The organism is Streptomyces typhae (genome assembly GCF_009755605.1).
Classification (GTDB): domain Bacteria; phylum Actinomycetota; class Actinomycetes; order Streptomycetales; family Streptomycetaceae; genus Streptomyces; species Streptomyces typhae.
In genome coordinates, this window is sequence record NZ_WPNZ01000005.1 from 405236 (window position 1) to 417881 (window position 12646).

A 12646-nucleotide genomic window follows, 5' to 3' on the forward strand; every position below is an offset into this window, starting at 1 on the left:
CCGAGTGTCAATCAATTTCTGAAACAATCTTGAATATGTTGCCCCTGTGGCGTGTGTGACACGCCTGGTATGCAATAGATAAAAGCGGAATCCTGGCACGTGTCGACATCGGCCGCCCCTTCCCGGAACAGTCACCTTGGGCGTCATTCCGAGAAGGGGCGGGAAGGGGCGAGAAGGGGCGGGATGGGGAGGGAAGGGGCGCGTAGGGAACTACTTCGGGTCGGGGTTCGCCACGGAATTGTCATGCCCGCCGTGCCCCGCGTGCGGGCTGAGGGCGGTCACTTCGCGCGGCTGGACGATGAACGGCCGCATCATGTGGGCGTCCTCGTGCTCCAGTACGTGGCAGTGGTAGACGAACCGCCCCGAGCCGCCGGTGAACTGTCCGACGACCGAGACGCGTTGCTCGCCGTAGGCCTGGACGGTGTCCTTCCAGCCCTCCTCGTGCACGCCGACCGGCAGCTTGCGCAGGGGGGCCACCGGTGTGACGGTCCCGCCCAGGGACGGGTCGAACCCCCGGATGTCGAAGGCGTCGCGGCTGATGACCTGGAAGGACGTCAGATGGATGTGCATGGGGTGCATCGGCGTGGCGGCGGCCATGGGCAGGTTGATCACGTTGGGTGCCAGGTTGAGGAACTCCCACTGCTCCCAGGCGTCCGACTCCACCGTGAACCCCGGGGTGTCGTCGAAGGTGCGGGCGATCCGCTCGTACGCCCGTATCCTGCCCGACGCGTTCGCTATCTCGATGATCCCGTCGCGGGCCTCGCCCACACGCTTCGTCTCGCGCATCTCCCAGATCTCCGGGTGCCCCCCGCCGCCCTTGGTCCCGGGCGGGGTCAGGACCACCAGGCGGTGGCCGTGGTGCGGGATGTTCTCGTGGGTGATGCGGCGGAAGGACGGCGAGAGGACCGCCGGCAGCAGGAACGGATCGTACTCGCGCTGCGGGCGGACCCGGAACTGCAGGACGTGTGGGAACGGCAGCCCGCTGCCCGGATCGGGCTTCCCCGGAGCGACCTTGTCCGTGGTGTTGACGAGGCGCAGCCTGCGGCCGCGGAACCGGGAGAAGTCGATCAGCAGGTCCACGCGCTCGGCGGGCGCGAGCGCCAGCGGACCGTCGACGGCGACCGGCCGGGGCAGGAGTCCGGCGTCCGTGCCGATCTGCTTGACCGCCCCGGTGACCGTCTCGCCGGTCGCCTCGTCGATGAGCGCGAGGCGGTACACCCGGGCGTTGGAGGCGTTGAGGACACGGAAGCGGTACCAGCGCGCCGCGACCTCCAGATGCGGCCAGACGGCCCCGTTGACCAGCGTGTACGGGCCGCTGAAGGGCAGGGTGACGTTCTTGCCGTGCTCGTCCCGCTGGATGATCTCCGTCTTGTGCAGCAGCCGGCCCGACAGCCGGCCCTCCCCGTCGGTGTCGAGGTTGCGGTCGGCGATCATCAGCGGGACCTCGTACGCCCCGCTCGGGAGCGCCAGCGCGTCCTCCTCGACGTCCCGTACGAGGTACATTCCCGCGAGGCCGCTCTGTACGTTGAAACGCGTGATGTGCATGGCGTGGTCGTGGTACCAGAGGCCGCAGGCCCGCTGGTCGTTCGGGTACGAGGCGTACTGCGCCTCGTTGCGGGAGGTGCCGTTCTCCGGCCACCCGTCGTTGTCCGCGCCGGTGACCGCGCCGTGCAGATGCGTCACCGACCACGGCGGCAGCGCGGAGACGCCCTTGACCTCCTCGGCGCCCGCTTCCGTCCTGCCGGGACGGTTGGACGCGGGCGGCTGTTCCATCGGTACCTCGTAGGCGAGGACCGGGTAGTCGCCCTTGGCGATGTGATTGCGCCAGACGACCGTCAACGGCCTGCCCCGGCGTACCTCGATGGTGGGGCCCGGGACGTGTCCTTCGTACCCCCAGGCGCGGGTGGGCGGCAGTTGGGAGTGGAGCTGGACCCAGGTCTCGCGCAGATGCACGGTGAGTTCCCCGGCGCCCGTGGTCGCCCCCTCCTTCGTCGTGACCGTCCCGCGGTGCGGTCGCAGGACCGGCGGGATCGGCAACGGATCAAGATGCGGTACCAGTTCCACGGGCCCGGTTTCGACGGCACCCGTGCCACCCGTGCCACCCGTGACACCCGTGCCGCGCCCGCTGGCACTCTCGCCACCGGCTGCGGCCTCGCCGCTGGCTCCAGCTCCATCTCCAGCTCCGGATCCGGTTCCGGCTTCGCTCCCGGATACGGCTCCGACGCCGGCTTCGGTTCCGGTTCCGGTTCCGGTTCCATCTTCAGTTCCGGTTCCGTCGCCGGTGTCCGGCGGACTACCGGCACTCTGATCGATTTCGGACACGTTCATCCCCCGTTTCGGCTGACGCCGCCACCTTCCTCTTGAACAGGTGGTCTGCAAGCGGCAGTTCTGCTGGGAGGACCGCGCATGGCTCGGAGTAGTTCCTACCGGCACCCACTACACGCCAACATCACCCGTACGGGTTGAGGGCCCGAACTGGTGCTCTCCCGGTGGGATCGGCATGTGCTTGCCATCACTCATGGTGACGACGGGACGGGCGGCACGCGATTCTGTCTTGTTCACCGGGGTGATGGATGACGACCACCTGTCGAGGAGGGATTGATTCCGGGCAGAGGGGTGGGCGCGGTGTGCCGCCTGGCCGCTTCTGCCCCGTGACTCTTGACCGCGCACCGCCGCCCGCTATGGTCCGGTCCAATAAGGGAAGGGGTTGTCATGCCCGCGAAAAAACCTACGAAGAAGGCCGCCAGAAGGGCGGTGGCCACCGCCTTGGTCCTGGGCCTCGCGCCACTCATTGTCATGAGCCTCCCTGCCACCCCCGCGCAGGCACACGGCTGGGTCACCTCGCCCGCAAGCCGCCAGGACCAGTGCTTCAACGGAAGTGTGGAGTGCGGCCCCATCAAGTGGGAGCCCGATGCCGTGGAAGGCCCCAAGGGCCTGAGGAGTTGCAGTGGCGGCAACGCCCAGTTCGCGGATCTGGACGACGACGGCAAGGGCTGGGCCGTCCACGACGTCGCCAGTTCGACCACGTTCACGTGGCGGTTGACCGCCCAGCACAGCACGAGCACCTGGCAGTACTTCGTCGGTTCCCGGAAGGTCGCGGAGTTCGACCAGGGCGGGGGACAACCACCTCAGTTCGTCCGCCACAAGGTCGACTTCGGGAACATCAGTGGCGGGCAGAAGGTTCTGGCGGTGTGGAACATCGCAGACACGGCGAATGCGTTCTATGCCTGTATCGACGTGAACATCCGTTGAGTGTTCCCGGTACCCGATCGGCAAGCCTCAAGGGGGCAGTGGCCGAGCCGGACTCCGCTCCGCCGTCGGGGACGCGCCGGGGAAGCGGCTGGTACCGGGGAGACTGCCATGTGCACTCCACGGTGTCGAGCGGCGGGGAGCTGACGCCGGGACAACTGGTGGCCGACGGCCGCGCGGCAGGGCTCGACTTCCTCGCGGCCACCGAGCACAACACGTCCGGGACACATGACGTATGGAGCCGACAGGCCGACGACGACCTGCTGGTGATCCTCGGCCAGGAGGTGGTCACCCGGACAGGGCACTGGCTCGCGGTGGGACTGCCTCCCGGGCACGTCGTCGACTGGCGCTACGGAGTGGGCGACGAAGCCATCGACCGGCGTCTGGACGAGGTGCACCGGGCCGGGGGGCTCTGCGTCGCGGCTCACCCGCACGCGCCGTACCCCTCCGGCACGTTCATGTACCCGTACCAGGGATTCGATGTGGTCGAGGTGTGGAACGGGCCGTGGAGTTCGCATGTGCCGTGGCAGGCGGACAACGAGGCGGCGCTGGCCGAGTGGGGGCGGAGCCTGGCTGCGGGCATCGGCCACGGAGGGTGGCGGCCGGCCATGGGCAACAGTGACACCCACCTCAAGGGGCAGATCGGTGTCCCGCACACCGTCGTGGCGGCCGAGGGCCTGAGTGCCGAACACATCCTCGCCGGGGTCCGCGCGGGCCGGACCTGGATCGCGGGATCAGCGGCTGTCGAGCTGGAGTTCACGGTCTCCGCCGGTGGTCGGAGCGCCGGGATCGGCGACCGTTTGGAGGCCGGTGCCGCGCCGGTCGTAGCGCGCGTGCACATACGCGGGGTGCCGTCGGGAACAGCCAGCTTCCACACCGAACGAGGCAAGGTGCACCAGGAGTCGTTGACGCGCACGGGAGCGGATGTCCTGGAGTGGCGCACCAGCGCGGCGGACGCGTCGTTCGTCCGGATCGAAGTACGCCGTCCCGACGGGCACATGGCCGTGCTCAGCAATCCGATCATTCTGATGTGAGCGGAACGGAAAGGAGCGACGAGGGCGGGCCGCACGTACCGGGCGACGAGGGCGGGCCGCACGTACGGAGCGGAGGGAGGAGGCCGAACGTACGGAGCAGTAAGAATGGCATGATCCGGCCATGAGCCTCACGACGCGACAGCTCACCCTGGCCACCTTGGACCGTCAGCTCCTGCTGGAACGCCGACGCCTCGAAGTGGCGGAGGCGGTCCGTCAGGTGTGCGCTCTGCAGGCGCAGACCCCGGCGTCACCGTACGTGGCCCTGTGGAACCGCGTACGGGACTTCGTGCCCGCGGACCTCGACGCGGCGTTCGCCGACGGCCGGATCGTGAAGGCGACCCTGATGCGGATCACGCTGCACGCCGTTCATGCCGACGACTACGGTCCCTACCGTGCCGCCCTGCTGACCGCTCTGCGGACGTCGCGGCTTGCCGACCGCCGTTTCCTCGCGACAGGACTGACTCCCGCGGACGCCGACGGGCTGCTCCCGGAGCTCGCCGGATTCCTGGCGCGGCCCCGCACGGGCGCGGAGGTGGAGAGCGAGGTCACGGGACGGTTCGGGGAACACGCGCACCGGCTGTGGTGGGCGCTGCGCGCGTACGCGCCCGTGCGGCACGCGCCGGTCGGCGGCCCGTGGTCGTTCACCCTGCCGAACTCCTACGTCGGCTCGTCGGCGGCCCCCGTGCCCCTGCCGGAGGAAGCGGACACCGGTGTCCAGTGGCTGCTGCGCTCCTATCTGCGGGCGTTCGGTCCCGCGACCGCCCAGGACTTCGCCCGCTTCACCCGGCTGGGGCGTCCTGCCGCGACCCGGGCGCTACAGGAACTCGGCGACCAGGTGGTACGCGTGACCGGCCCGGACGACACCACGCTGTTCGACCTGGCGGACGCCACCGTGCCCGCCGAGGACACCCCGGTGCCGCCGAGGCTGCTGCCCATGTGGGACAGCTCCCTCCTGGCCCACACCGTCCCCGGCCGGTTCATGCCCCAGGAGTACCGGCCGCTGGTCGTCCGGCGCAACGGCGACGTGCTGCCCTGTCTCCTCGTCGACGGGCGGGTCGCGGGGGTCTGGCGCACCACTGACGACGGCCTTGAACTGACCGCCTTCCGCAAGCTCGCCAAGGCCGAGTGGCAAGGCCTGACGGAGGAAGCGGAGAAACTGTCGGTGCTGCTCGCCGACCGGGAGCCGACTGTCTACCGGCGCTACCGGCACTGGTGGGAGAAGGGGTTCCCCCATGCCGAGAGAGTGACCGTCAGTGCGCGGCGAGCCGCTCCAGGAGCGCGGCGCTCCGTGCCAGCAACGCCTGCTCCTCGTCGGTGAGTTCCGCCTCGATGGCCTGCGCGAGCCAGCCGACCCGGCGGCCCCGCTCCGCTTCGAGTGCGGCACGGCCCGCGTCCGACAGCTCGACCAGGGACTTGCGGCCGTCCGTGGGGTGCGCGCGGCGCGTGATCAGGTTCTGCTCCATGAGGAGGCCCACCGCGCGGGCCATCGACTGGGGGCGTACGCGCTGATCGGCGGCGAGGTCGCTGGTGGTCATGGCGCCGTCGCGGTCGAGTGCGCCGAGCACGGCAACCTGGCCCATGGGGATGAGGTCCTCGTGCTTGACGCGTCGGGTGAGCTTGCCCATAGCGGTGCGCAGTTCGGCGGCGATGGCGGCGGCTTCCGAGGTGGGCATAGGGGATTTTACCCCGCTGGCCAGCAAAACTGTGCACCTGACCTGCACAGCGCTAATGCCCAGCGCTACTGCACAGCGAAGCTACGCAGTCATGCTGCACAGCGCTACTGCACAGCAAGGCTACACAGTCATGCTGCACAGCAAAACTGAACAGCAATGCTGTATGGTTTGGCTTCGTCGGGCTCAGCGCCAGCGTTGTCGCAGCCGGGGCCACGGCATACGACAACGGGGAGGACCTCCCATGTCCATACAGGCAGCCACACCCATCGACGCCGCCATCGAGACCGTCACCGCCCGCCGGATCATCGACAGCCGTGGCAATCCCACGGTCGAGGTCGATGTCGTCCTGGCGGACGGATCCCTGGGGCGCGCGGCTGTCCCCTCGGGTGCCTCCACCGGCGCCAGGGAGGCCGTGGAACTGCGTGACGGCGACTCCGCGCGCTGGCACGGCAAGGGCGTCGACCGCGCGGTCGCCCACGTCAACGGGGAGATCGCGGCGTCCGTACGCGGCCGGGACGCCGCGGACCAGGCGGGTCTCGACGCCGCCCTCGTCGCCCTCGACGGCACCGCCACGAAGTCCCGGCTCGGCGCCAACGCGATCCTCGGCGTCTCCCTCGCCACCGCCAAGGCCGCCGCGGCCGCCCACCGCCTGCCCCTCTACCGCTACCTCGGCGGCGCCGACGCCCACCTCCTGCCGCTGCCGATGATGAACATCGTCAACGGCGGCGCCCACGCCGACAATCCGCTGGACTTCCAGGAGTTCATGATCGCGCCGGTGGGCGCGGACACCTTCGCCGAGGCCGTCCGCATGGGCAGCGAGGTCTTCCACACCCTGCGCCGCGACCTGCTGGCCGCCGGGCACTCCACGGGCGTCGGCGACGAGGGCGGCTTCGCGCCCGCGCTGCGCACCGCCGAGGAAGCGCTCGACTTCGTGATGACCGCCATCGAGCGCACCGGCTACCGTCCGGGCACGGACATCGGCCTGATCATGGACCCGGCGTCGTCGGAGTTCTTCCGCGACGGGGTGTACGACTACGCGGGCGAGGGAGTGCGCCGCACCCCGTCCGAGAACGCCGACTACCTGGCCAAGCTCATCGACACGTACCCCATCGTGTCCATCGAGGACCCGATGGCGGAGAACGACCTGGACGGCTGGCGCGAGCTGACCGCCCGCGTCGGCGATCGCTGCCAGCTCACCGGGGACGACGTGTTCTGCACCAACGAGACGCTGCTCCGCGAGGGCATCCGGACCGACGTCGCCAACTCCATCCTGGTGAAGGTCAACCAGATCGGAACCCTGACCGAGGCACTCGCCGCGGTGGCCACGGCCCACCAGGCGGGCTGGACGGTCGTCATGTCGCACCGCTCGGGCGAGACGGAGGACACCACCATCGCGGATCTGGCGGTGGCGACCGGCTGCGGCCAGATCAAGACCGGCTCGCTCTCCCGCTCGGACCGCACGGCGAAGTACAACCAGCTGATCCGGATCGAGGAGGAACTGGGCGACTCGGCACGCTTCGCGGGCCACTCCGCACTGCGTCGGGCGTGAACAGCAGCGGGCAGCAGCGGGCAGCAGCGTGCAGCAGGGCGCGGCAGTGGGCAGCGGCGGGAAGTGCCACCGGGCATCGACGTCAGGGTTTGACGAGCGGCGTTGTCAGTGGCAGCTGGAAAGCTGAAGGTATGAACGGCGATGAGCAACTGCTGCGCGGCCGGGTGTACGGCCGTGACCACGACGACCCCGGCCCGCTGGCGGACCGGACGTATGCCGCGCTGACGGGCGGCCCGCTGGACGGACTGCTGCTGCACATCACGGGCTGGCTGCCGGAGGACATCGACGAGGGCGTCGCCCTCCCGACCGAGCTGGGCCGGTTCCCCGGCGGCCGGTCGCTGTACGGGCCGCGGCCCGACGAACCCCGCAGACCGGGTCCGGGCGTGATCTGCCGTTTCCACTACTCCGGCGACGTGCCCTGACCCGTGCGGGCCTGCGCCCCGCTCCCCGCACCGCGGCCACCACCGGCCAACCCGGCACGAAGGTGGTCCGGCCACGGAGCCGGGCGCCCGGCACCGTCGATGTGCACCACCGTGTGCCTGCCGCTGACACACGTCTCGCCCTCGCTGACCACCGTCCAGACGAAGGTGACGCTGCTGGTGCCCACGCGTTCGATGCCGAGACGCAGCTCGAACCGCTGGCCGAAGCGCAACGGCCGGTGGTACGTGGCCCTGGTCGAGCGCCGGGGAAAGGAACGCGCCTCCTCGGGCTGCCAGCCGAGCGTACGGAGATAGGTGTGCTCGGCGGCTTCTGCCCAGCGGCACACCACCGACCAGTGGATACGGCCTCCGGCGTCCGTGTCCGCCCAGACGACGTGCTGATGGTCAACGTGCACCGGCTCGATCATCGATCGCCGCCCAATCCCTCTCGGAGTCGGCCGAGTTCAGCGCGGAGGCGCTGCGGGCGGCACCCTGCGCTGCGGCACGCGTCCGCTCCCGGCACAGTTCGAGCACCCTGGCGATGATCCGGTGGCCGGTCCGGCCGGACGCGGTGAGGATCGACTCCGGATGGAACTGCAGCGCCCAGCGGCCCGCCGCCGGATCCTCGATCGCCATCGTCACCCTGTCGGACGTCGCTGCCGTCACCGTGAATCCGCCGTGGACCTCGTCGGGCGGCGCGTACAGCGAGTGGTACCGCCCGGCGGTGAACTCCGGACCGAGCCCGTCGAGGAGGGTGCCGCCGGACACCCGGACGAGGCCCGGCTTGCCGTGCTCGGGTTCGGGCAGGATCGCCAGGCGGCCGCCCGCGTGCTCCACCATCGCCTGCAGCCCCAGGCACACCCCGAACACCGGCAGCCCCCGCCCGTACACCTCGTCGAGCAGTGCGGCGCACGCGAAGTCCGACGGCAGCCCCGGCCCCGGCGAAAGGACCACCAGATCCGGCCCGTACTCGTCGAGGAGCGCGGGCGGGAACCCGTACCGCAGCGTGATCACCTCGGCGCCCTCCTGCCGGAAGTAGTCGCCCAGCGTGTGGACGAACGAGTCCTGGTGGTCGACCAGGAGCACCCGCGGCGCGGTGGCTCCCGCGGCGTCGGACCCCTTGCCCTCCCGGAGAGCGGCGGCGCCCGTCGGGTGCGATGCGGTGGCGGCGTCCGGCTCGTGCCCGGGGGCGGGACCCTGCGGGGAGGCCGCCTCCGCGAGCGTCTCCAGCAGAGCGCGGGCCTTGATGTGGGTTTCCTGCTCCTCGGCCTCCGCCACCGAGTCGTACAGCAGCGTCGCGCCGGTCCGCACCGCGGCGATACCGCCGGTGATGTGCGCGGTCCGCAGCGTGAGGCCGGTGTTCATCGAACCGTCGAAACCGATCTTCCCGACGGCGCCGCCGTACCACTGCCGAGGCGTGTCCTCGTGGTTCTCGATGAACTGCATCGCCCAGGCCTTGGGCGCCCCGGTCACGGTGACCGCCCACATATGGGTGAGGAACGCGTCCAGCGCGTCGAACTCCGGCCGCAACCGGCCCTCGATGTGGTCCACGGTGTGGATGAGGCGGCTGTACATCTCGATCTGCCGCCGCCCGAGCACCCGCACCGATCCCGGCACGCACACCCGGGCCTTGTCGTTGCGGTCCACGTCGGTGCACATGGTCAGCTCGGACTCCTCCTTCGCCGACCCGAGGAGCTCGGCGATGTTCGCCGCGTCCTCCAGCGGGCCCTCGCCACGCCTGATGGTGCCCGCGATCGGGCACGTCTCCACCCGGTCGCCCGTCACCCGCACGTACATCTCCGGTGACGCACCGACCAGGAACTCCCCGGCTCCCAGGTTGAACAGGAACTCATAGGGGGCGGGGTTGCGGCGGCGCAGCAACCCGTAGAAGGCGGCCGGTGAGGGGCACCGGCCGTGGAACGTGTGGCTGGGCACCACCTCGAACAGCTCGCCCCGGGCGAACCGCTGCCGTGCCTGCTCGACGAGTCGCGCGTACACCCCGGGCCGAGGACCGTCCAGCTCGGGACGGAGCTCGTCACTCCCGGGCCGAGTGCCGTCGTGCAGGAAACACGGCGGTGCTGTGCCCGGACGCGCCGGTCCGGTACCGCGCCGCAGGCCCGCCGTGGAGACGCCGTCCACCTCGAACTCGTACGCGTACCGGCTCGACACCTCCCGCTTGCGGTCCACCACCCAGATCTCGTCCGGCAGATGGAGGACCAGGTCCCGTTGCGTCTCCGGCCGGTGCAGGCGCCGGCGCAGCGGCTCGAACTGGAACGCCAGGTCGTACCCGAACGCGCCGTACAGGCCGAGATGCGGATCGTCGGTCCGGAACGCCGCCACGATCTCGCGCAGCGCGCTGAACACGGTCGGCCGCCGTGTCCGTTCTTCCTCGGGGACCATACGGTCCGGTTCCGGTACGACGACGGAGTGCTCGCCCGTCGGCCGGCCTGCCCGTCGCATGGCCGTGAGGACCACGGGCAGGATCAGGCGGCCGCGCTCGTTCAAGGCGCGTGCGGTGAGGCGCCGTCCGACGGCGACGATCTCGACGGGCGGGTCGACATAGGCCATGGCCCAGCGGCTGTACCGTCCCGGGTACTCCATCCCGGAACTGAGCACGCCGCCGCGCCGGAAGTCGACGAGGCCGGCGATCCGCTCGAGGTCGGCGGGGTCGAACGGCGTCACCGTGCAAGTGGTGTCCATGGTCGTCCTCCCGGTTCCGAACATGGCGCTTTCACGGAATCACGGATCGCGGATCACGGATCACGGATCACGATCACGGATCACGAACGCGGATCGCGGATCGCGAACGCGGATCACGGGATCACGGGATCAGGGGGCCAGGGGGTCAGGGCGAGAAGCCGCCGTCGATTCCGAGGACCTGGCCCGTGATGTAGGCGGCGCGCCCGGAGATCAGGAAGGACACCAGGTCGGCGACCTCGTCGGGGGTTCCGGGGCGGCGGAGCGGGATTCTTCTGACCTGTTCCTTGAGCTTATCCTCGCCGAGTCCATCGGTCATGTCCGTCGTGATCAGGCCGGGCGCGACACAGTTGGCCCGTACGCCGAACCGGCCGAGCTCCCTCGCGATGGACTTGGTGAAGCCGATGATCCCGGCCTTCGACGCCGCGTAGTTCGACTGGCCGACGTTGCCGTGGATGCCCGCCACGGAGGAGAGGGTCACGATGGCTCCGCTGCCGTGCCGCATCAACGACCGCGCCGCGGCACGGCAGATGTGATAGGTGCCGTCGAGATTCGTACGGAGCACCGTGTCCCACTCGTCGTCGGCCATCCCGGCGAGCGGCCGGTCCCGTACGACACCGGCGTTGGCCACCACCGCGGCCAGCGGGCCGAGTTCGGCCTCCGTCTCCGACACGAGTTCCGCGGCCCGGCCCGCGACCGAGACGTCGGTCTTGCGGGCGAGCACCCGCGCACCGGCGCGGCGCGCCTCGGCCGCCACCTCATCGGCCCGCTCCGGCCTGGAGAGACAGCAGAACGCCACGTCGAAGCCGTCGGCCGCCAGACGCAGTACGGTGGCCCGACCGATGCCGCGCGATCCGCCCGTCACCACCGCCACGGGCCTGCCCCCGTCGGTCATCGCGCCGTCTCGACCTTGGCGGAGACGAGCCGGTGGATGGTCGCCAGGGTGGTCAGCGACTTGATCTCCTCCTCGTCGATCTTGATGCGGTACTTCTTCTCCAGTTGCACGGCGACTTCCATGGCGGTGAGCGAGTCCACCGCCAGGTCGGTCTTGAGGTTGGCTTCGTCGGTGACTTCCTCGGTGGGCAGTTCGAGTTCCTCGGCGATCAGTGCGCGCAGATCCTCGCGGTTGACGCCGGCTGTCGGGTTGCCTGACACGATGCCGCTCTCCTTCGGTCTCGGTTCAGACGACGAGTGCTTCGCCGCCGTCGACTCCAATGACGTTTCCGGTGAGCCATGACGAGTCCGAGACGGACAGGGCGACGATCGCCTCGGCCACGTCCTCGGTACGTGTCAGGCGTCCGCCCGGGTTGATGTCCCGGCAGTGGTCGATCAGCTTCTGGTTGCCCGGAATCTTCTCCAGTGCCGGAGTGATGGTGGTGCCTGCGCGGATCGCGTTCACCGCCACGCCCCGAGGGGCGAGTTCCACCGCGAGGTTGCGGACGTGCGACTCCAGCGTGGCCTTCGCCGCCGCGACGGGCGCGTAACCGGAAAGGACCCGGGCTCCGCCCGCGCTGGTCATGGCGAAGACCTTCGCCCCGCGCGGCAGCAACGACGCCTGCACCAGGTCCTGGATCCAGTACACGAGGCTGTGGCCCATGACGTCCACCGTCATGGCGAGCTGCTTCGGCGTGACCTCCGGGAGCACGGCGTCCTGGTCCTGCCCGCCGCCCGGCGCGGACGGGAGCAGGGAGGTCAGCGTGCCGTAGGCGACCGAGTGCAGGACGACCCGTGGCCCGACGCCGGAGGTGAGGTCATGGATGACGGGGACCAGCTCCGCACGTGTCTTGGGGGCCGCGACGTTGCGGTTGAAGAAGTGGGCCTCGACGCCCAGCTCGCCCACGGTCTTGGCGTACTGCTCCGCTTGCTGCTGCCCCTCGGCCAGGTCGAAGTGCACACCGATGATGTGGCAGCCCGCCTCGGCCAGCGCTCGCGCGGTCTCCTTGCCCATGCCGCTGGAGACGCCGAATATCAGGGCCCAGGAACCTTCAAGGGGAACGAACATCGCTTTCCTCCCTGTTGCTCTTT

At 70.0% G+C, this 12646-nt stretch carries 12 protein-coding genes; 5 read left to right on the plus strand and 7 right to left on the minus strand.

The genetic code is table 11. The features are described from left to right. Window positions 1-210 precede the first annotated feature (210 nt). Window positions 211-2037, minus strand: a complete 1827-nt coding sequence (locus GPA10_RS12035; protein ID WP_246259018.1) for a multicopper oxidase family protein — start codon at window positions 2035-2037, stop codon at window positions 211-213. A 759-nt stretch (window positions 2038-2796) separates the two neighbouring features. Between GPA10_RS12035 and GPA10_RS12040 the strand changes: the two genes are divergently transcribed. The 3 genes from GPA10_RS12040 to GPA10_RS12050 all read left to right on the plus strand — a co-directional run bounded on the left by GPA10_RS12040 (window position 2797) and on the right by GPA10_RS12050 (window position 5601). Next, window positions 2797-3252: a lytic polysaccharide monooxygenase auxiliary activity family 9 protein gene (locus GPA10_RS12040; RefSeq protein ID WP_246259019.1), complete on the plus strand. Its 456-nt coding sequence runs from the start codon at window positions 2797-2799 to the stop codon at window positions 3250-3252. Window positions 3253-3290: 38 nt separating this feature from the next. Then, window positions 3291-4283: a CehA/McbA family metallohydrolase gene (locus GPA10_RS12045; RefSeq protein WP_343040700.1), complete on the plus strand. Its 993-nt coding sequence runs from the start codon at window positions 3291-3293 to the stop codon at window positions 4281-4283. A 121-nt stretch (window positions 4284-4404) separates the two neighbouring features. Further along, window positions 4405-5601 (plus strand): winged helix DNA-binding domain-containing protein, encoded by a 1197-nt coding sequence (locus GPA10_RS12050; RefSeq protein WP_157165480.1) that lies wholly within the window; start codon window positions 4405-4407, stop codon window positions 5599-5601. Here GPA10_RS12050 and GPA10_RS12055 read toward each other — a convergent pair. Further along, the gene (locus tag GPA10_RS12055) at window positions 5534-5956 is read right to left on the minus strand and encodes a MarR family winged helix-turn-helix transcriptional regulator (protein ID WP_058850719.1); all 423 of its coding nucleotides are present in this window, start codon (window positions 5954-5956) and stop codon (window positions 5534-5536) included. The genes GPA10_RS12050 and GPA10_RS12055 overlap by 68 nt on opposite strands. 241 nt (window positions 5957-6197) lie before the next feature. On the opposite strand from GPA10_RS12055, the gene eno reads away from it, so the two are divergent. Together eno and GPA10_RS12065 are read left to right on the plus strand one after the other, a co-directional pair. Then, window positions 6198-7505 carry a phosphopyruvate hydratase gene (gene eno, locus GPA10_RS12060; protein WP_157165481.1) on the plus strand — a complete coding sequence of 436 codons (1308 nt, stop codon included), beginning with the start codon at window positions 6198-6200 and terminating at the stop codon, window positions 7503-7505. Between the two features lie 131 nt (window positions 7506-7636). Next, a complete protein-coding gene (locus GPA10_RS12065; RefSeq protein WP_058850717.1) occupies window positions 7637-7927 on the plus strand; it encodes a hypothetical protein in 291 nt (96 codons plus the stop codon). Here GPA10_RS12065 and GPA10_RS12070 read toward each other — a convergent pair. From GPA10_RS12070 to GPA10_RS12090, 5 genes are all read right to left on the minus strand, one after another. After that, window positions 7906-8340: a thioesterase family protein gene (locus tag GPA10_RS12070; RefSeq protein ID WP_198351574.1), complete on the minus strand. Its 435-nt coding sequence runs from the start codon at window positions 8338-8340 to the stop codon at window positions 7906-7908. The genes GPA10_RS12065 and GPA10_RS12070 overlap by 22 nt on opposite strands. Beyond that, window positions 8330-10624, minus strand: coding sequence for an anthranilate synthase component I (locus GPA10_RS12075; RefSeq protein ID WP_198351575.1), 2295 nt, complete (start codon window positions 10622-10624; stop codon window positions 8330-8332). Before GPA10_RS12075 ends, GPA10_RS12070 begins: the two co-directional genes overlap by 11 nt. 145 nt (window positions 10625-10769) lie before the next feature. Next, entirely contained in the window at window positions 10770-11516 is a 747-nt protein-coding gene (gene fabG / locus GPA10_RS12080; protein WP_157165484.1) for a 3-oxoacyl-ACP reductase FabG, read from the minus strand. Then, entirely contained in the window at window positions 11513-11776 is a 264-nt protein-coding gene (locus tag GPA10_RS12085) for an acyl carrier protein (RefSeq protein WP_058850715.1), read from the minus strand. The genes fabG and GPA10_RS12085 overlap by 4 nt, the downstream gene beginning before the upstream one ends. Window positions 11777-11801: 25 nt before the next feature. Next, window positions 11802-12623, minus strand: a complete 822-nt coding sequence (locus tag GPA10_RS12090) for an SDR family oxidoreductase (RefSeq protein ID WP_157165486.1) — start codon at window positions 12621-12623, stop codon at window positions 11802-11804. Window positions 12624-12646 lie beyond the last annotated feature (23 nt).

Excerpts from the sequence above, each read along its gene's own strand:
- GPA10_RS12090 (WP_157165486.1), bottom strand. The coding sequence starts at position 12,623 with ATGTTCGTTCCCCTTGAAGGTTCCTGGGCCCTGATATTCGGCGTCTCC.
- GPA10_RS12050 (WP_157165480.1), top strand. The coding sequence starts at position 4,405 with ATGAGCCTCACGACGCGACAGCTCACCCTGGCCACCTTGGACCGTCAG.
- fabG (WP_157165484.1), bottom strand. The coding sequence starts at position 11,516 with ATGACCGACGGGGGCAGGCCCGTGGCGGTGGTGACGGGCGGATCGCGC.
- GPA10_RS12040 (WP_246259019.1), top strand. The coding sequence starts at position 2,797 with ATGAGCCTCCCTGCCACCCCCGCGCAGGCACACGGCTGGGTCACCTCG.
- GPA10_RS12075 (WP_198351575.1), bottom strand. The coding sequence starts at position 10,624 with ATGGACACCACTTGCACGGTGACGCCGTTCGACCCCGCCGACCTCGAG.
- GPA10_RS12055 (WP_058850719.1), bottom strand. The coding sequence starts at position 5,956 with ATGCCCACCTCGGAAGCCGCCGCCATCGCCGCCGAACTGCGCACCGCT.
- eno (WP_157165481.1), top strand. The coding sequence starts at position 6,198 with ATGTCCATACAGGCAGCCACACCCATCGACGCCGCCATCGAGACCGTC.
- GPA10_RS12065 (WP_058850717.1), top strand. The coding sequence starts at position 7,637 with ATGAACGGCGATGAGCAACTGCTGCGCGGCCGGGTGTACGGCCGTGAC.